The sequence below is a fragment of the Meiothermus sp. genome (assembly GCF_025060375.1).
GTDB lineage: Bacteria > Deinococcota > Deinococci > Deinococcales > Thermaceae > Meiothermus.
This window is the reverse complement of the sequence record NZ_JANXCG010000093.1, coordinates 77539-94396: the sequence shown is the minus strand read 5'-3', so window position 1 is coordinate 94396 and position 16858 is coordinate 77539. Positions and strand designations below refer to the sequence as shown.

Annotated in this window: 16 protein-coding genes and 1 tRNA gene; 13 read left to right on the top strand and 4 right to left on the bottom strand. The window is 63.1% G+C overall.

What is annotated here, in order from left to right:
* The first annotated feature begins 52 nt into the window (after positions 1–52).
* Together NZ849_RS11740 and NZ849_RS11735 are read left to right on the top strand one after the other, a co-directional pair.
* The gene (locus NZ849_RS11740) at positions 53–1858 is read left to right on the top strand and encodes an amino acid transporter (protein WP_295407742.1); all 1806 of its coding nucleotides are present in this window, start codon (positions 53–55) and stop codon (positions 1856–1858) included.
* A gap of 92 nt (positions 1859–1950) precedes the next feature.
* Positions 1951–3873: a cation-translocating P-type ATPase gene (locus NZ849_RS11735; protein WP_295407739.1), complete on the top strand. Its 1923-nt coding sequence runs from the start codon at positions 1951–1953 to the stop codon at positions 3871–3873.
* A 41-nt stretch (positions 3874–3914) separates the two neighbouring features.
* Here NZ849_RS11735 and NZ849_RS11730 read toward each other — a convergent pair.
* Positions 3915–3990, bottom strand: a tRNA-Ala gene (locus tag NZ849_RS11730).
* Positions 3991–4182: 192 nt separating this feature from the next.
* Between NZ849_RS11730 and NZ849_RS11725 the strand changes: the two genes are divergently transcribed.
* From NZ849_RS11725 to NZ849_RS11680, 10 genes are all read left to right on the top strand, one after another.
* On the top strand, positions 4183–5178 hold the full coding sequence (locus tag NZ849_RS11725) for an aspartate-semialdehyde dehydrogenase (RefSeq protein ID WP_295407738.1): 996 nt from the start codon (positions 4183–4185) through the stop codon (positions 5176–5178).
* Between the two features lie 30 nt (positions 5179–5208).
* Positions 5209–5652: a hypothetical protein gene (locus NZ849_RS11720; RefSeq protein WP_295407735.1), complete on the top strand. Its 444-nt coding sequence runs from the start codon at positions 5209–5211 to the stop codon at positions 5650–5652.
* 27 nt (positions 5653–5679) lie between these two features.
* Positions 5680–6642 carry a quinone oxidoreductase gene (locus tag NZ849_RS11715; protein WP_295407802.1) on the top strand — a complete coding sequence of 321 codons (963 nt, stop codon included), beginning with the start codon at positions 5680–5682 and terminating at the stop codon, positions 6640–6642.
* Positions 6643–6787: 145 nt separating this feature from the next.
* On the top strand, positions 6788–7687 hold the full coding sequence (locus NZ849_RS11710) for a DUF4032 domain-containing protein (RefSeq protein ID WP_295407732.1): 900 nt from the start codon (positions 6788–6790) through the stop codon (positions 7685–7687).
* Between the two features lie 107 nt (positions 7688–7794).
* Positions 7795–8775, top strand: a complete 981-nt coding sequence (locus NZ849_RS11705) for a branched-chain amino acid ABC transporter permease (RefSeq protein WP_295407728.1) — start codon at positions 7795–7797, stop codon at positions 8773–8775.
* Positions 8772–10205 carry a branched-chain amino acid ABC transporter permease gene (locus tag NZ849_RS11700; protein ID WP_295407725.1) on the top strand — a complete coding sequence of 478 codons (1434 nt, stop codon included), beginning with the start codon at positions 8772–8774 and terminating at the stop codon, positions 10203–10205. The genes NZ849_RS11705 and NZ849_RS11700 overlap by 4 nt, the downstream gene beginning before the upstream one ends.
* Positions 10202–11005: an ABC transporter ATP-binding protein gene (locus NZ849_RS11695; protein ID WP_295407721.1), complete on the top strand. Its 804-nt coding sequence runs from the start codon at positions 10202–10204 to the stop codon at positions 11003–11005. Before NZ849_RS11700 ends, NZ849_RS11695 begins: the two co-directional genes overlap by 4 nt.
* The gene (locus NZ849_RS11690) at positions 10992–11705 is read left to right on the top strand and encodes an ABC transporter ATP-binding protein (protein ID WP_295407717.1); all 714 of its coding nucleotides are present in this window, start codon (positions 10992–10994) and stop codon (positions 11703–11705) included. The genes NZ849_RS11695 and NZ849_RS11690 overlap by 14 nt, the downstream gene beginning before the upstream one ends.
* A 17-nt stretch (positions 11706–11722) precedes the next feature.
* The gene (locus NZ849_RS11685; RefSeq protein ID WP_295407713.1) at positions 11723–12055 is read left to right on the top strand and encodes a cupin domain-containing protein; all 333 of its coding nucleotides are present in this window, start codon (positions 11723–11725) and stop codon (positions 12053–12055) included.
* Between the two features lies 1 nt (position 12056).
* The gene (locus tag NZ849_RS11680; protein ID WP_295407709.1) at positions 12057–12596 is read left to right on the top strand and encodes a GNAT family N-acetyltransferase; all 540 of its coding nucleotides are present in this window, start codon (positions 12057–12059) and stop codon (positions 12594–12596) included.
* Here NZ849_RS11680 and trpC read toward each other — a convergent pair.
* The gene (trpC, locus tag NZ849_RS11675; RefSeq protein WP_295407705.1) at positions 12593–13378 is read right to left on the bottom strand and encodes an indole-3-glycerol phosphate synthase TrpC; all 786 of its coding nucleotides are present in this window, start codon (positions 13376–13378) and stop codon (positions 12593–12595) included. The genes NZ849_RS11680 and trpC overlap by 4 nt on opposite strands.
* A 93-nt stretch (positions 13379–13471) precedes the next feature.
* Between trpC and NZ849_RS11670 the strand changes: the two genes are divergently transcribed.
* Entirely contained in the window at positions 13472–14377 is a 906-nt protein-coding gene (locus NZ849_RS11670) for a patatin-like phospholipase family protein (protein WP_295407702.1), read from the top strand.
* Here the strand turns inward: NZ849_RS11670 and NZ849_RS11665 are convergent.
* Together NZ849_RS11665 and NZ849_RS11660 are read right to left on the bottom strand one after the other, a co-directional pair.
* A complete protein-coding gene (locus tag NZ849_RS11665; RefSeq protein ID WP_295407698.1) occupies positions 14267–14749 on the bottom strand; it encodes a hypothetical protein in 483 nt (160 codons plus the stop codon). The two genes, NZ849_RS11670 and NZ849_RS11665, sit on opposite strands and share 111 nt — an antisense overlap.
* Positions 14713–16758: a TRAP transporter permease gene (locus NZ849_RS11660; RefSeq protein ID WP_295407695.1), complete on the bottom strand. Its 2046-nt coding sequence runs from the start codon at positions 16756–16758 to the stop codon at positions 14713–14715. The genes NZ849_RS11665 and NZ849_RS11660 overlap by 37 nt, the downstream gene beginning before the upstream one ends.
* Positions 16759–16858: the final 100 nt, after the last annotated feature.

Below are 16858 nucleotides of genomic sequence, written 5' to 3'. Positions count from 1 at the left end.
TTTTAGCACCTCTGAGGCAGTTGCCCACACCTCGCAGCCCTGGTACAAGGTAATGTGCCTCACGGGGGTGGACTACTTCTCTACCCTGGGCTACCAGCCAGGCATTGCGGCTTTGGCTGCAGGGCTGCTCTCGCCCTGGGCTACGCTCTTTCTGGTGCTCTTCACCCTTTTGGGGGCCTTGCCGGTGTACTGGCGGGTGGCCGCCGAAAGCCCCCACGGAGAGGGGTCTGTGGGGATAATAGAGCGGCTGTTTAGTGGCTGGACCGCCAAACTGGTGGTGCTGGTGCTCTTGGGCTTTGCCGCCACTGACTTCATCCTTACCATCACCCTCTCCGCGGCAGACGCCACCGCCCACCTTGTTGGTAATCCTCTTGTCCCCCTCTGGCTTAACCACCCAGTGGCCCTGACCCTAGCGCTTATTGCCCTTCTGGGAGGGATCTTTTTGCTGGGTTTCCGCGAGGCTATTGGGGTGGCGGTGGTCTTAGTGGTGCTTTACCTGGGTCTTTCGGCCTTGGTGGTTGGGGTTTCGCTGGTGCAGATTTTGAACCTGCCTGGCCTTTGGTCCCGCTGGCTCGAGGCGGTGGCCTTGCGCTACCCTAGCCCTGCTGAGCTGATCCTGGCCTCGGTTCTGGCTTTTCCCAAGCTGGCTCTGGGCCTTTCGGGCTTTGAGACTGGGGTAGCGGTGATGCCCCACGTAAGAGGAGCGCCAGGGGATACTGGGGTTCAGCCCTGGGGACGGGTGCGGAACACCCGCAGGTTACTCCTGGTTGCGGCCCTTATCATGAGCGTTTTTCTTCTTTCCAGCAGCCTGGTCACCACCTTGCTTATCCCTCCTGAGGAATTCCAGCCGGGTGGGGCGGCCAATGGGCGGGCCCTAGCCTACCTAGCTCACGCCTACTTAGGGTCGGGGCTGGCCTCGTTGTACGACCTGTCCACCATACTCATCCTTTGGTTTGCCGGGGCTAGCGCCATGGCGGGCCTGTTGAACCTCGTGCCGCGCTACCTTCCTCGCTACGGTATGGCCCCTGAGTGGACCCGTATGCCCCGGCCCTTGGTGCTCTTTTTCACCGCTGTGGCCTTTGCCATCACCTTACTTTTCCGGGCCGATGTGGACGCTCAGGGTGCGGCCTATGCTACCGGGGTGTTGGCCCTGATGACCTCGGCCTCCCTGGCGGTCCTCTTCACCCTGCTGCGCCGGAGGGCCTGGGGGGGTGCAGTCGGGTTTGGCCTCGTCGGCCTGGTTTTTACCTATACCTGGGTAATGAACGTCCTGGAGCGTCCTGCCGGGCTCTGGATCGCCCTGCTTTTTATCGCTGCTGTTTTGGTTGTTTCGTTTGTTTCGAGGGTATTTCGGGCCTTTGAACTGCGGGTAGCAGAGGTGGAGCTGGATGAGGAAGCCCAGCGCTTCATTGCACAGGCCCAAGGTGAGCTGCGCCTGATTGCCCATCACCGCGAGCGGGGTAGCGTCTTTGAGTACAGCCAAAAGGAGCAGGAGGTCCGGTTGGAAACCCACTTGCCTGGTCAGGGCACGCTTTTGTTTTTGGAAGTGGCGGTGCTGGACCCTTCGGAGTTTTCCAGCCGGGTGCGGGTAATTGGGGTGCAGGTAGGTCCTTATCGGGTTTTGCGCACCCAGTCGGCCAGTGTTCCCAACGCCATTGCGGCCATCCTCCTCTACCTGCGCGACCATACCGGTAAGCGGCCCCACGTTTACCTGGAGTGGGGGGAGCAGAGCCCTTTTCAACAAGCCTTGCGGTTTCTCTTTTGGGGTGAGGGGGACGTAGCCAGCCTCACCCGCGAGATTCTGCGCCGGGCCGAGCCTGACCCCCGCTTCCGGCCAGTGGTGCACGTAGGCGGTTAGATACATACCCTTATGGCACCGGTATGGCACTGGGCTGTGGAGCTTGCGATCATTTTTGAAAATGATTATTATTATCAATAGAGGGTATCACCATGAGCACCTTTTCGATGCCTGTTGAGGTTTCCAGAAAACCCTGGGGCTATTTCTGGATGGATGAGGTAGCCCGGGGTTTTCTGCTCTCCGGTATGACCCTTCTGGGGGTGGTGGGCGGTTTTGTGGCTGAGGGCCTCGAGCTGCCAGCGGTTCAGCTGGGTTGCTGGTGGCTGTCCTTTTTAGCTGGGGGGGTTCCCGCTGCCCTCAAAGCCGCGCGCAGCCTGGTGGATGACCGCAAGCTTGATGTAGACCTCCTGATGGTGGTGGCGGCCCTAGGGGCCGCCTCGGTGGGGCGGGCAGGGGATGGGGCCATCCTGCTCTTCCTGTTCAGCCTGTCGAATGCCCTGCAAAGCTGGGCTATGCGGCGCACCCGCTGGGCCATTGAGGCCTTGATGACCCTTCATCCAGAGGGGGCCAGTGTTCTGCTGCCCGATGGGCGGGAGGAGTGGAGGCCCCTGGAAGCGCTTCGGCCGGGGGATGTTCTTTTGGTTCGGCCGGGGGAGCGTTTTGCTGCCGACGGTACGGTGCTGGAAGGTTATACCGACGTGGACGAAAGCGCCCTCACCGGAGAGAGTGTGCCGGTGGATAAGAAGCCGGGCGACCAGGTAAAAAGCGGCACCCTGAATGGGCACGGGGTGGTGCGGGTGCGGGTTGAGCGCCCGGCGGGCGAAAGCACGCTGGCCCAGCTCATCAGGCTGGTTGAGCGTGCCCAGGCCAGCAAAAGCCGCACCGAGCGCTTTGCCCAACGTTTTGAGGGGCCCTACACGATGGCGGTTCTGCTCTCGGCCCCAGTGATCTTCGCCCTGACCCACTTTGTCCTTGGGCTGGGTGCGGATGAGTCCTGGTACCGGGCGATGACCTTTTTGGTGGTGGCCAGCCCCTGTGCGGTGGTCATTGCCACGCCTGCGGCAGTGCTCTCGGCTATGGCTGCGGGGGCTCGAGCCGGGGTGCTCTTCAAGAGCGGGGCGGCGTTGGAGTCCCTCGCCCGGGCCCGCATCTTTGTTTTTGATAAGACCGGCACCCTGACCGAGGGGCGAATGCGGCTGGTGCACCTGGAAGTGCTGCACGGGAGCGAGGAAGAGGCCTTGGCCCTGGCGGCGGGAATCGAGCGGTACAGCGAACACCCCATTGCCCAGGCTATTGTGGAGGCCCACCGGGGCCCGACGGCGGAGGTGCGGGAGATCCGGGCCATTCGCGGGCATGGCGTGGTGGGGGTACTGAGCGATGGCCGTCGGGTTTGGGTGGGCAACCGCCGGTTGCTGCGGGAGCTGGGTGCCGAACTGCCCAAGGCCTTGGATAGGCGCCTGGAGGAGCTCGAGCGTGAGGGGAAGACCACAGCCGTCCTCGGGGTGGAGGGCCGCCCTGTGGCCCTTTTGGGGGTGGCGGATGCCCCCCGGCCCGAGGCGGCTCGAGCCATTGCCGGGCTCAAGGCTCGAGGGGCCCGTGTGGTTATGCTTACCGGCGACCGCAGGGCGGTGGCTGAGCATGTTGCGAAGCAGCTGGGCATTGAAGAGGTCTACGCCGAGCTGTTGCCAGAGCAAAAGCTTCTTCGCGTTCAGCAGCTTGCTCAAGAGGGGACGGTGGTCATGGTGGGGGACGGCATTAACGATGCGCCGGCCCTCAACGCCGCGCACGTGGGGGTCTCCATGGCTGCTGGCTCGGATGTCTCTCTGGAGAGCGCTGACCTGGTGCTCATGCGAAACGACCTCACCCGCTTGGTTGGGGCTCAGCGACTGGCCCGCGATACGGCCCGCACGGTCTACTTCAACCTGGCCTTTGCCCTGAGCGTGATTGGAGTGGTGGGGGCCTTCGCCCTGGCAGGAAAAGTACCCCTGCCCCTAGGGGTGGTGGCCCACGAGGGGGGCACAGTTTTTGTGGTCCTGATGGGCCTCCGGCTGCTGGCCCATCGTGTGCAGGGGTAGGGGGAAAAGGCAAGCTCGAGCCAACCGGCTCGAGCTTTTTCTGGTGGAGCTGAGGGGACTCGAACCCCTGACCTTCTGAATGCCATTCAGACGCGCTCCCAACTGCGCCACAGCCCCATAAACAGCAAGGGAAAGTATAGGGGGACAATCCCCTCTCGTCAAGCCCGGTCGCTGTTGACTTTGGCCAAAGCTCAGCTTATGCTGGGGGCGGATGGTTTGGTATACCACTACTCCCTAGGCGGCGGCTTTGGAGTCCGCCGCCTTGCCTGCCAGCGCGGCAGGTTTTTTGTTTGAGAGGAGGTTGCTGAGATGCGAGTTGCGGTTGTTGGCGCGACCGGCGCGGTGGGCCGGGAGATTCTTAGGGTCTTGGAGCAGCGCGAATTTCCCGTTAGCGAGCTAAGGTTGTACGCCTCGGCGCGCTCAGCGGGCAGAAGCCTGAGCTTCCGCGGCCAGGAGGTGACCGTGGAGCCCCTGCCGGAGACCCCCTTGCCGGCGGATGTGGTTCTGGCCAGTGCGGGTGGGGGTGTTTCCAAGCAGTACGCCCCGCTTTGGGCTAAGGAGTCGGTGGTCATCGACAACTCCTCGGCCTTCCGCTACGACCCGGAGGTCCCCTTGGTGGTGCCGGAGGTCAATCCGGAAGCGATAAGGAAGCATAAGAACATCATTGCGAACCCCAACTGCACCACGGCCATCCTGGTGATGGCCCTTTTCCCCCTCCACCGCGCCTTTAGGGCCCGGCGGGTGATTGTGAGTACCTATCAGAGTGCCTCTGGTGCGGGGGCCAGCGGTATGGAGGAGTTGCTGGAGGGAACCCGGAGCTTTTTGGAAGGGCGCCCTGTGGAGCACAGGGTTTTTGCCCATCCGCTGCCCTTCAATGTGATTCCCCATATCGACACCTTTCAGGAGAACGGCTACACCCGCGAGGAGATGAAGGTGCTGTGGGAGACTCAAAAGATTATTGGCGACCCTACCATCCGGGTCTCCTGCACGGCGGTTCGGGTACCCACCCTGCGGGTTCACGCTGAGGCGGTCACGGTGGAGTTTGAGCGCCCAGTGAGCCCTGAGGCGGCTCGAGAGGTGCTCAGGCAGGCTCCTGGGGTAGACCTGGTGGACGACCCGGCGCAGAGGCGCTATCCTCTGCCAATCACGGCCACGGGGAAGTTCAACGTGGAGGTGGGGCGGATTCGCAGGAGCCTGGCCTTTGACAATGGGCTGGATTTCTTCGTAGCGGGTGATCAGCTTCTAAAGGGAGCCGCCCTCAACGCGGTGCAGATTGCGGAGCTGTTGGCGTCGGTGCCCGGATAGGCTGTTATACTCAGCCTGGAGGTATCCACAATGCGCAAGTGGGGTGTGCTCCTTCTGGTCTTGCTGGCTCCCAGCTTCGCCCAAAGCCTTCAGGGAACTGCGGGGAGCGCTTTTGGCCTGAACATCGGGGTTCGCTTCCCCCTGGTGCCCCTGCTGGATGGGCGGATTTACGCTGGGGCCAACTTCTTTACCGGTGGGCCGGCCTCGCTGGGGGGTGGAGCTGACCTTCTGGCCTCTTTGCCCCTGACCGACCTCTACGCGGGGGTTGGGTTGTTCTACGCCACCGGCACCACCGTTGCCCTCCTGAACCAGGGGCCCACCGCTGGGGGGCTGGGTTTGCGAGGGGTGGTGGGAACTTACCTGAACGTGGGGCTTCCGCTGGTAGGGGTTTTCGTAGAGCTTCATCCTATGTATTTTTTGGGCTCCAACGCCTTCGGTCTGGGAGGGGCGATAGGGGTCAACCTGGGCTTTTGAGGCCCTATGCGGGGTGTTATGGGCAGCATGAAAGCCATCCGTGTTCACCAGCCGGGCGGCCCTGAGGCCATGGTGCTGGAAGAGGTGCCCATCCCTACCCCAGGGGAGGGTCAGGCCCTGGTGCGGCTCCAGGTTGCTGGGGTCAACTTCATCGACACCTACAAGCGTTCGGGCCTGTACCCTGTGCCCACTCCCTTTACGGTAGGCGAGGAGGCTGCAGGGGTGGTGGAGGCGGTGGGCCCAGGGGTTTCTCAGGTTCAGCCCGGCGATAGGGTGGTCTACTGCAATGTTCAGGGCAGCTATGCGGAATACGCTTTGGTGCCTGCGGACAAGCTGGTGCGTATTCCTGAAGGGCTGGACCCTAAGGTGGCGGCGGCTGGAATGCTTCAAGGCCTCACCGCCCACTACCTGGTCAAGAGTACCTACCCCCTTAGTCCCGGGGAGACTTGCCTGGTGCACGCTGGAGCGGGTGGGGTTGGCCTGCTCCTTATCCAGATGGCCAAGATGGCTGGGGCCACGGTGATTGCCACAGCCTCCTCCTTGGCCAAGCAGGCTTTGGCCAAGGAGGCTGGGGCCGATCATACCCTGCCTTACGAAGGTTTCGACCAAAGGGTGCGCGAACTCACGGGAGGAAGAGGGGTAGATGTGGTCTACGACGGGGTAGGGCAGGCCACCTGGGAAGGCAGCCTCAACAGCTTGCGGGTGCGGGGGATGCTGGTGCTCTATGGCCAAAGCAGCGGCCCTGTGGCCCCTTTTGACCCGCAGGTGCTGAACCGAAAGGGCGGTCTCTACCTAACCCGCCCCTCCCTTTGGCACTACACCCAGACCCGCGAGGAGCTCGAGTGGCGGGCTTCAGAGGTGATGGGTTGGGCTCGAGAGGGTAGGCTGAAAATTCATATCGGCGCTGAATTTCCGCTGGAGCAGGCTGTCCAGGCCCACAAGGCCCTGCAGGGGCGCGAAACCACCGGCAAGGTGCTGCTCATTCTCTAAAACTCGCAACTTGGTGCCCAGGGGGTTTTGGGTAACCTCTGCCCTTCATCGCCGTCATGATCTGGGTGCTACCATAGGGGCGGGCCGGTCTGTTCCCGGCCAGGCTCCTGGGTGCACAAGCTGGTCCTTTCGGGGGTTTCCCACCATGGATTTGGAGCGCCAAGCCCAGTTCGAGGCTGAAGTTCTTTCGCGCCGGGTGCTTCTGCACGACATCCTGCGCAGGTTGCGGGGAAAGCCCAACGATCTTCTGCCCTACAGCGTGGTCTCAGCCTTGCGGCCCCGGGGTGAGGCCTACAAGGGGCTGCAGACCATTGAGGTAGACAAGATTATAGGCAGTGTGGACCGCTACGGCGACTTTGACGCCGAGTTCCTCCCCAAAGAACCCCATACCCTGGAACGCTGGGCCAGGCTTCGGCAGGCCCAGCTCCAGGGGGTGGAGTTTCCTCCGATAGAGGTCTACAAGGTGGGGGAGGCCTACTTTGTGAAGGACGGCAACCACCGCACCGCCCTGGCCAAAGCCTTGGGGCAGCGCTACATCGATGCCTACGTCATTGAGCTGGATGTGCCGGTGGAGCTGAATCCCAAGGACACCCTAAGGGACGTTATCTTGAAGGGTGAGTACGCCCAGTTCCTGGAAAAGACCCGGCTTCCCCAGCTGCGGCCTGGGCACGAGCCCATCCTCTTTAGCAAGCCAGGTCGCTACGATGTGTTGCTGGACCACATCCGCACACATCAATACTTCATGGGGCTGGACCAGAAGCGCTCCGTGAGTTGGGAGGAGGCGGTAGCCGACTGGTACGACAACCTCTACCTTCCCACGGTATTGCAGATTCGCGAGAACGGTGTGCTCAAGGATTTTCCTGGGCGCACAGAAGCCGACTTGTACCTTTGGGTCTCCGACCATCGCTACTTCCTATCCCAGGCCTTGGGCCACGATATAGGCCCGGCGGAAGCCACCCGCTCGGCCCGCTCCCGGGTCCACAAGAACCCCTTGGATCGCTTTTGGGAATGGTTGAGCTCGAGGCTTACTGCCCCAGTCGGCTAGGTGCCCTGTTGTCAGTAGCCAGGGTAGCCTTTATACTCTTGCAAGCTAAAGCGCAAGGGGCTCGGCGCGCCGTGTTGGTGCGCCTACCCTACGCGTAGGAGGTTTGCTTGACGCTGGGTGACCTGGTCGCCATCCTGCCGCAGACCGTTTTGGAGGGCCTCTTGCTGGGCTTTGTGTATGCCATGGTGGCCCTGGGCTACACCATGGTTTACGGGGTGCTGGGCCTGATCAACTTCGCCCACTCCGAGGTCTTCATGATAGGGGCAGTGATTGGGCTCGAGGTCTTCCGCTTCTGGGGCAACCCTGCAGCCCCGGTCATCGCCAACCCTTTTCTTCTCTTGCTGGTGGCCCTGCTGTTCGCCGCAGTGGGTTCGGGCTTTATGGCCGTTTTGGTGGAGCGCTTCGCCTACCGCCCTCTGCGTAAGCGGGGTAGCAAGAACATCCTGGTGCCCATGATTACGGCCATTGGGGTCTCGTTCTTGTTGCAGGACCTGACCCGCATCTATGCGGCGTTGCGCCACAACGAGTTCAACATGCAGTACCGCACCTACGAGGCCCTCAACCAGGTGTTCGAGCTGCCCTTCCAGACCACCATCCAGATGAAGGGGGTGCTCATCATAGCGGTCTCCGTCCTGATGCTCATTGGCCTTACTTACCTGGTCAACCGTACCAAGCTGGGCAAGGCCATACGGGCGGTTTCGCAGGACATGCAGACTGCCGCCCTGATGGGGATTAACCCCGACGTCATCATCTCCCGCACCTTTCTGATTGGCGGTGCTTTAGGAGGAGTGGCGGGGGTGCTTTTTGGTCTTCTCTACACCAACATTACCCCCTACTCTGGTGTGCTCCCAGGGCTGAAAGCCTTTACCTCGGCGGTTCTGGGCGGTATCGGAAATATCCCCGGGGCCATGGTGGGGGGGCTAATTCTGGGGCAGCTCGAGACCCTTTCAGGTACCTACCTGCCCTTTCTAACCAACGGCAATTTCGGTACGGAATACAAGGACGTCTTCGCCTTCCTGACACTGGTCTTGCTTCTGCTGTTCCGGCCCCAGGGCATCTTTGGCCAGAACGTGAGCGAGAAGGTATGAACGGCTATATTTTTCCCTTCACCCTGGCCTTTACCGCGCTCTCGGTGGTGGGCGCGCTCCTTAGGCCTGCCAGCGACCTGGTCAACCTGGCCCTTCTGGCGTCGGTGGCCCTGGTCAGCCTGGGCCGGATTCCCACTTCTTGGCGCTCAGGCCTGCTGGCGGTGCTGGCCTTGACCCTGACCCTCCTCCTGCGCCTCAACCCGGGCGACAAGCTGGCCTTCTATGGCCTTTTGGGTGTCCTTATCGCCTGCTTTTTGTTGCCCAACCTCCCCACCTTGGTCCGCGTTGCCTTGGGTACGGCCATCCTTTTTATCTCCGTCCCCATCGCAGGGCTCACCAACTCCTTCCTGTTTGAGCTGGGTATCCAGATTGGAATTTTCGCTGCTCTGGCCCTGGGCCTCAATGTGGTGGTGGGGCAGGCCGGGCTTCTGGACTTGGGCTTTGCGGCCTTCTTCGCCATAGGTGCTTACACCTGGGGCATCTTTGGTTCTCCGCAGGCAGCCCAGTTCATCGAAGGTTTTCCGGCTGGCGGCCTTCCCGGAAACTACCTCTACCTCTTCATGGCCCTGGCCATCATCACCGCAGCGATTACCGGTGTGCTTATCGGTCTGCCGGCCCTCCGGCTGCGGGGAGACTACCTGGCCATCGTCACCCTGGGCCTGGGCGAGGTGGTGCGGGTCCTCGCCAACAATCTGGATAAACCCCTCAACATCACCAACGGTCCTCAGGGCATTACGCCCGTGAACCGGCCTGAGGTAGGGTTCCTCACCCAGTTTTTGCAGGCCATTGGGGCTGAACAGGTATACGGCAAACCGATTGACAGCTACATCACCTACGCCTTCTTCTTCTACCTGTTGGTGCTTCTGGTCATTGGGGTGGTCATTCTGGTCAACATCCGCCTGGCCAACTCCCGGTTTGGACGGGCCTGGGTGGCCATCCGCGAGGACGAGATTGCGGCCAAGGCTATGGGTATCCCCCTGCTGCCCACCAAGCTGCTAGCTTTCGCCACCGGCGCGGCTTTCTCCGGCATTATGGGCGCCATCTTCGCGGCCAAGCAGACCTTTGTGAGCCCGGAGTCCTTCACCCTTCAGGCTTCCATCAACATCCTGGCCTTTGTCATCCTGGGTGGCATGGGTTCAATTGGGGGAGCGGTGGTGGGGGCGGCGGCGGTTACGGTGCTCAACATCGGGCTTTTGAAGGACTTCTCCGACCTGCTCAACACCTGGCGTCAGACCGGGGTCACCATCCTCGGGTACAATATGGCCAACCTTCCGCCTCAGCTTAACCCGGCCAAGTACGAGCGTTTGGTTTTCGGGTTGATCCTAATCCTGATGATGATTTTCCGGCCGGAGGGGCTGATACCCGAGCAAAGACACCGGGTGGAGATGCAGGAAGCCCGCCAGGAGGCCAAGGAAGGGGGGAGCAAGTGAGCGAGTTGGCCTTGGATGTGCAGGGCGTGACCAAAAGGTTCGGCGGGCTGGTGGCGGTCAGCGAGGTGAGTCTACAGGTGCGGGCCAAAGAGATTTTCTCGGTAATTGGCCCCAACGGCGCCGGGAAAACCACCTTTTTCAACCTGCTCACCGGCATCTACAAGCCCGACTCGGGCCGGGTGGTTTTCTTTGGGCAGGACATCACCGGCCGCTCGCCCGACTGGGTGGCCCGCAACGGGATTGGCCGCACCTTTCAGAACATCCGCCTCTTCAAGGCCATGACGGTCCTGGAGAACGTGCTGGTGGGCCACCACACCCATACCCAGCAGAGCTACTTTGATGTGCTTCTGCATACCCCTCGTTTCCACGCCTCCGAGAGGAAGGCCAAAGCCCGGGCCATGGAGCTTCTGGCCTACATGAACCTGGATAGGCGGGCCGAGGAGCTGGCCTCGGCGCTTTCTTATGGGGAGCAGCGCCGGCTCGAGATTGCCCGTGCGCTGGCCTTGGAGCCTCGGTTGCTCTTCCTGGACGAGCCTGCGGCGGGCATGAATGAGCAGGAGACGGAGGACCTGAAGACCCGGGTACGCAGGCTCCGCGATGAGCTGGGGCTGACCATCGTTCTGATTGAGCACGACATGGCCATGGTGATGAGCATTTCCGACCGGATTGCGGTGCTCGAGTACGGCAGCAAGATTGCCGAGGGGCTACCCCACGAGGTGCGCAGCAACCCTCGGGTTATCGAGGCCTACCTGGGCAAAGGCGCGGCCGGGCAGGCTGGAGGGACCCATGCCCCTGCTTGAGGTCAGGGATATTCACACCTACTACGGGCACATCCACGCCCTGAAGGGGGTTTCGCTGACCGTGGAGGAGGGGGAAATTGTCACCCTGATTGGGGCCAACGGTGCGGGTAAAAGCACCACCCTGCGCACCATCAGTGGTATGAACAGGCCCCGTAAGGGTGAGGTCATCTACCAGGGCCAGCCCATCCACAAGCTCCCGGCGGACAGGATCGTGGCCCTTGGCCTGGGCCATGTCCCGGAGGGGCGCCGCATCTTCCCCCGCATGACGGTGGAGGAGAACCTGGACATGGGGGGGTTTCTCATCAGGGACCCCCGGGTACTTCAGGAGCGAAAGGAGCAGGTTTTCACCCTCTTTCCCCGCCTGGCCGAGCGGCGCCATCAGAAAGGTGGCACCCTCTCTGGGGGGGAGCAGCAGATGCTCGCCATTGGCCGGGCCCTGATGCAGGACCCCAGGCTGCTCCTGATGGACGAACCTTCCATGGGGCTGGCCCCGGTTCTGGTGGACTTCATCTTTGAGATTATCCAGAAGCTCAACCAGCAGGGTAAGACCATCCTCCTGGTGGAGCAGAACGCCCGCCTTGCCCTTCAGATAGCCCACCGGGGCTATGTGCTTCAGACCGGTCAGCTCACCCTGAGCGGCCCGGCCAGGGAGCTGGCGGCCCGACCGGAGATTCAGGAGGCCTATCTGGGTGGGCGCTAGACCGGTAAAATCGGCCTATGACCAGATTCGCCCGTACCGCGGAACTGCCGGCCATCCAAACCCCTGCTGCCCTCCTCAGGCCTTTTGCGGGGGAGAAGCTGATGTTGCTCCGGGCCGAGGCCAGGGCTGGGGCGGTTCTGCCAGCCCATGCCCACCCGCACGAGCAGATGACCCTGGTCTTCTCGGGGCGGGTGCGGCTTCGGGTGGGGGAGGTGTGGCTCGAGCTGGGCCCAGGGGATGTGGCCCATGTGCCCGGGGGGGTTGAGCACGAGGCGGTTTTCCTGGAGGATACGGTGGCCTTTGATGCCTTTCACCCCGTTCGGGAGGACCTTTTGGAAAAGCTCCGCTAGCGTGCAGGCCGAGGTCACCACCTACTATTTGGAGATGGGTTCGCCCGAGGAAATGCGCCCCAAGCAGGGTGCTCCAGAGGGCTTTTTGCTGATGAAGGCTGAGATTCCCAGCGCAGAGCTGCAGCGCTTCCTGTACCGCAGCGTGGGAGGAAACTGGTACTGGTATGAGAAGGCCCACTGGGACTACCAGCAGTGGCTGGCCTACGCGCAAAACCCCAACCTCCATACCTGGGTGGCCTATCTTAGGGGTACGCCGGCGGGGTACTTTCAGCTCGAGCTGCAGGCCGAGGGCAATGTGGAGATCGCGTACTTCGGCCTGCTTCCCCAGTTCAGCGGGATGGGCCTGGGAGGGTACCTGCTTACCCGCGCCTTGGAGGAGGCTTGGCGGCTTGGGGCCTGCCGGGTTTGGGTGCGCACCTGCTCCTTGGACAGCCCCCGGGCCCTGACCAACTACCTAGCCCGCGGGATGCGGCTCTACAGGACGGAAACCCGTGTTCTGGAAATTCCCGACCAGCCGCCCGGACCCTGGGAGGGGGCTTAGGCCCCTGCAGACCGGATCTGTGCCACCGCCTCCCTCCAGTCTTTGCTCCGGGCCAGGTGGGTGCCTATGAGCACCCCATCAAAGAGGCCGGTCAGCTCGACAAGCTGGCCGGGCTCGCTGTAGCCCGACTCCGCCACCAAAAGCCCCCGAAACCCCGCCGCTCGGGCCCGCTGGCCCAGCCGAGGGGCGTTGCTTCGGTCCACGCTCAAGTCGGCCAGATTGCGGTTATTGATGCCGATGATGGAGGCCCCTGCGGCCATGGCCAGCTCGAGTTCGGCCTCGTCGTGAACCTCTACCAGCGCGTCCAGACCCTCTGAACGGGCCAGGCTCAGGTAGGCTTCCGTCAGCCGCCCCAGCACCGCCACAATCAGCAGCACTGCCGAAGCCCCCAGCGCACGGGCTTGGGCTACCTGTAGGGGGTGCACGGTGAAGTCTTTGCGCAGGATGGGCAGCTCAACCGCCCGCCGCACCTCAATCAGGTCCTGGTCGGAGCCGGCAAAGTAATGGGGTTCGGTGAGGACGCTGATGGCCTGGGCCCCACCCGCGGCGTAGGCCCGGGCTACCTGGGCTGCGTCCAGGTTTGCGATATCCCCCTGGGAGGGGCTTTTCCGCTTTACCTCCGCGATGAGGGAGAGGCCGGGTTCGCTTAGGGCTCGAGCAAAGGAGGGAGGGGCTGGTGTGGGCGGGTTGGGGATGCCTTTTTCCAGGGCAACCACCTCAGTGTAGCGCCGCCGGCAAATCTCCCCTAGGACCCCAGGTACCTGGGACAGGTCGGGAACCATAGCGGCTTTATGCTACCCCAGTTTCTTGGGGGTGGAGCCGAAATGAAAAGACCCTTGCCCCACCAGGCTTGGGCTTCTGCTACCATGGCCCCTATGAGAGGTATCGTGCTGGCCTTGGGGGGAGGAGGTGTGCGGGGTATTGCCCATCTGGCGCTTCTGGACGTGCTGCGTGAAGCCCGGATACCCGTGGTGGGCCTGGCCGGAAGCTCGGCTGGAGCCTTGGCCGCCGCGATGTACGCTTTTGGCCGGCAGATGCGCCCTGTGGAGCTAGCCGAGTGGCTTAGAGACCCCGAGCTCGAGCGGCTGCAGAAGAACGATGCCCTTCACCAGGTGCTCCGCCTGGTGGAGTTCCTGCGCAGGCCCTACCTGGCCGAGGGGAGTAAGATTCGCCAGGGCTTTCGTGCCCTCTTTGGCGACCTGCGCATTGAGGAGAGCCCTATTCCTCTGGTTATCCAGGCCTGCGATCTTCACACCGGTGAGCTGGTCATGCTCAAGACCGGGCCGGTGGCGGAAGCCCTGGCCGCCAGCAGCGCGGTTCCCAGTGTTTTTCCCCCGGTGCGCTGGCACGGACGGTGTTTGGTGGATGGCGATGTAGCGGAGAAGGTTCCGGTCACCGCTGCCAGAGCCTTGGGGCTGGGGCCGGTGGTGGCGGTGGATGTCTCCAACAAGCCGGCGGCGAGCGAGCCCAGAAGTGCGCTCGAGGCGGCCCTCCAGGCCGGTGAGGCCTCACGCCGCCGCCTGTTGAGCCTGGCCCTGGCCCAGGCTGACCTGAGCATTGCCCTGGCTGCCGATCCCCCCATTGAGACCTTCGACCCCACCCAGGCCGAGCGAGCCTACGAGCTGGGCCGCATCCGGGCTGAGGAGGCCCTGCCCCGGATACAGCAGCTTCTAGGGCCTCCTCCAGGGGCCTCGCCCTGGTGGCTCCGCCTGGCCCAGCGCAAACCAAAGCCTAAGCCAACCCGCTCCGTACCCGAGCAGGCCCAGTCCTCCAAGCCCTAGCGCAGCCGCTTCCTGCCCCATCCGGCCTAGGACCAAGGCGCAAAGCCCAGCGGTTCCCAGCCACAGGGCGTCTAGAAAGACCCGCCGGGCCAGGGCCAGTTTGCTCCCCCGGGCCCGCCACCTAAGCGCCAGGATAAGCCCCAGCAGGAGGAGGGAAAAACCCCCTACCCCCCAGACCGCTCCCTCCGATAGGCCCCTCAGGTCGGGGAGGGCCCAAGCCGCCAGGAGCAGGTGGAAGGCTTGCGGGACCAGGGCCAGAAGGCTGAGCTGGAGCAGGCCCAGACGCCGCGCTGCCACTGGGGCGGCAGGGTCGAGGAGCGCTCCTATGTAGAGCCTCATGCCCGTGCGGGCCCTTGGGAGAACCTCTGCCATAGGAGCGCCAGCCCCATCAGCAGGAGCCCTATAACTTCCAGCTGGGGGTTGTTGGGTATCAGCAAGAAGGCTGCACCCAGGTAGAGCAGGCGCTGGAGGGGGTTGGCCGGGCCCCAGAGGTAGCCCAGGGTGGCCCCGGAGAAGGCCGCAAGCCCTATCAGGGCGGTGAGAATGATGCGGGCTCCCTCGAGGAAGCCCTCCACCCCGATGAGCAGCAGGCCGGGGTTGAAGAAGACCATGTAGGCCAGGAGGGCCGTGCGCAGTTCGTAGACGAACCCCTGGACCCCGGTTTGGAAAGGGTTGCTCCGAGCAATTGCCGAGGCGGCGTAGGCCGCCAGCGCTACTGGGGGGGTGGAGTCGGCCATAATGCCGAAGTAGAAGGCGAACATGTGGGCTACGATCTTGAGGACAGGCACCTCAATTCCTGAGAAGACCAAAGCGCCGTAGTCCACGCCGCTCTGTTGGGCGATTCTGGTGATCACCGGAACCACCAGGCTGGCCATGACCACATAGTTTGCAGTGGTGGGCAGACCCATTCCGAGCACCAGGCTGATGATCTGGGCCAGGAAAAGGGTAAGGAGCAGGTTTCCTCCGGAGATGGTCTGCAGGAGGTCGGCCAGACCAAAGCCGATGTTGGTGATGAGGACCACCGCAATGATGATGCCCGCCAGAGCGGTGGCTACGGCAATGCCCACCATGTTGCGGGCCCCATTGGCAAAGCCGTCCACGAGGATTCGGAAGAAAGAGCCCAGGCCCGCCGCCCAACCCGCCCCGCGCTTCCAGGCGCGGTAGAGCTCCTGCACGAGGACCACCCCAATCATCATGAAGATGGTGTTGAGCGCAGCCCGCTCGGGGGACAGCCCAGCCACCAGCAGGGCGTAGAGCAGGTAGCCCAGCGGCAGGACATAGTGGACCCCAGCCCGCAGGGTTGGCCCGAAGCGGGGTAGCTCTGAACGGGGCAGGCCCCGCAGCCCCAGCTTGGCCGCTTCCAGGTCCACCAGGATAAAGAGGGTGAGGTAGGCCAGAAGCGCGGGGACCATCGCCATCAGCACCAGGGCCGAGTAGGGTACCCCCAGGAAGTCAGCCATGATGAAGGCGGCTGCCCCCATTACAGGGGGCATGAGCTGGCCGTTGGAACTGGCCGCGACCTCCACAGCACCGGCTTTCTCCGGCGAATAGCCGGCCCGGCGCATGGCTGGAATGGTAAAGGTACCGCTGGTCACCACGTTGGAGATGGAGGAGCCCGAGACCACGCCGGTGAGCGCCGAGGAAACGATGGAGGCCTTGGCCGGGCCGCCCCGCACCCCACCTAGGAGGCTAAAGGCCAGGTCGGTAAACCACTTGCCGGCCCCAGCCCGCTCCAAAATCGCGCCGAAGAGCACGAAGACAAAGACCGTGCGGGCGGCCACCCCTAGGGGGGTTCCCCAGATGCTGTCCGAAGCGTTCATGAAAAGCTGGCTCACCAGGGAGCGCCACTGAACCCCAGCGTGGAGCTGGCCCAGCAGGCCCGGGAGCTGCCCCTGCAGAAGCCCTTGCGGACCGGTGAGGGCGAAGAGCATAAAGAGCACGGTGATGATGGGCATGGCGGGTCCCAGGGCCCGCCAGCCAGCCAGCAGGAGCATCAGGATGGTGACGCTGCCCACCACCAGGTCGGTCTGGTTGGCCAGGCCGCCGCGCACCTCTATCATCTCCTTGTACTGCCACATTACGTAGCCTGCGGAGAGGGTGGCGGTGAGGCCCAGCACCCAGTCAAAAAGGGGGATGCGTTCCCGAGGGCTTTTTCTGCTGAAGGGGTATACCAGGAAGACCAGGGCGAAGGCGAAGGCCAGATGGGCTGCCCGGAAGAACAGGGCGTCGAGGGAGCCCACCCAGGTGGCCCAGACCTGAAAAAGGCTCCAGCCCACCGCCAGGCCCAGGATAATCCAGCGGGCTACGCCGGTGGGCCTGCGCCCACCCAGCTCAACCTCCTCCACCATCTGCTGGGCCTGGGTTTGCTCGTTGTCTCTCATGCGGAACCTCCGGCTCGAGCCCAGGAGGGGGGCGGCTCGAGCAAAACTGGCACTGTTTTACACCAAACCGCCAAAAGAAAGGGGCCGACCCAGGTCGGCC